Below are 1,040 nucleotides of genomic sequence, written 5' to 3'. Positions count from 1 at the left end.
GCAACAGTGAAAAATACTGATTTAAAGATACACTCTCTCATTATTGTTGAAGGAAGTGTACCTTTAAAAATTTCTTTAAATACGCATCAAACAATTACAATTTGTATGAAAGGATGTTTTATAACTTTTCCTAATAAAGACCGTTTTGCAATAAAAGCAGATGATAATATAGAAATCAGTAGGGGAAGAGCAATTTTTAAATAAAGTGATTGAGGACTTTTTTGAGATAATCTCTAGAAAGATAAAGATATTGCGCCTGTTAATAATCTCATACTTTAAAAGTAGTAGTATGATTTCAGTGTAAGATAGATGTAGTTTTTTATATACATAGAATCTACTTATATGTAAGCATATAGAGGTATTTTTATACTATTTTATATTTATAATATTTTTAATTAAATATCAATGTGCTAACAATAATTACATCATTTCAGAATTTTTTCATGAAAAAATGCTTTGAAATATTCTATTTTATGATTTTTTATGCGGTAATTTGGATAAAAAATGTGTTATATTTTCTCATTTTTAAAAATATAATAGACATTTTTATTAAAGATTTGTCATTTAAAGTATTCATTATTATAATATTTTAATAGTTATTAAAATTTATTTGATAAAATTCAATTTTGATGTAATGATGTATTTAGCAGTGGTATATTTAAATGTAAATGTAAAGGAGTGCATGCGGTTTTTTGGTATAAAATTTTATAAAACTTTGTTTTTCTAAATGTGATTTTTAATTATATTTAAATTTAGCAATGGGGTATAATTTTATGAATACAAAATTTATAACAGCATCTGTTTTTTCTTTGGTTTCATCTTCTATAGTACAGGCTGCAGATGTCGTAGTTCCTGAAGAGTCTGTACATGTTGCTTCAGAAGTTGCTTCTTCTTCACTTTTTTCTTGGTCAGGTTTTTATTTTGGGGGGCAAGTTGGAGGCTTTTCAAGTAAAATTTCTGCAAAAACGCCTTATGTTGATATTCCTCTCTATCCTGATGAGGAGAGTAAAAGTAAATCATGGATACCCATCGAGAAACAG

At 25.8% G+C, this 1,040-nt stretch carries 1 protein-coding gene and 1 pseudogene; both read left to right on the top strand.

The window, feature by feature from the left end:
* Window positions 1-204 (top strand): hypothetical protein (locus ACFIO3_RS13780; protein ID WP_375704652.1); only part of this gene is annotated, 204 nt, incomplete at its 5' end.
* 569 nt (window positions 205-773) lie between these two features.
* Window positions 774-1,040 (top strand): annotated as a pseudogene (locus tag ACFIO3_RS13775) (hemin-binding protein); the annotation flags it as partial.

The organism is Bartonella sp. AD328YNZD, assembly GCF_042196425.1.
Note: the sequence above shows the minus strand (reverse complement) of the source record. Positions and strands in the feature narration are given on the sequence as shown.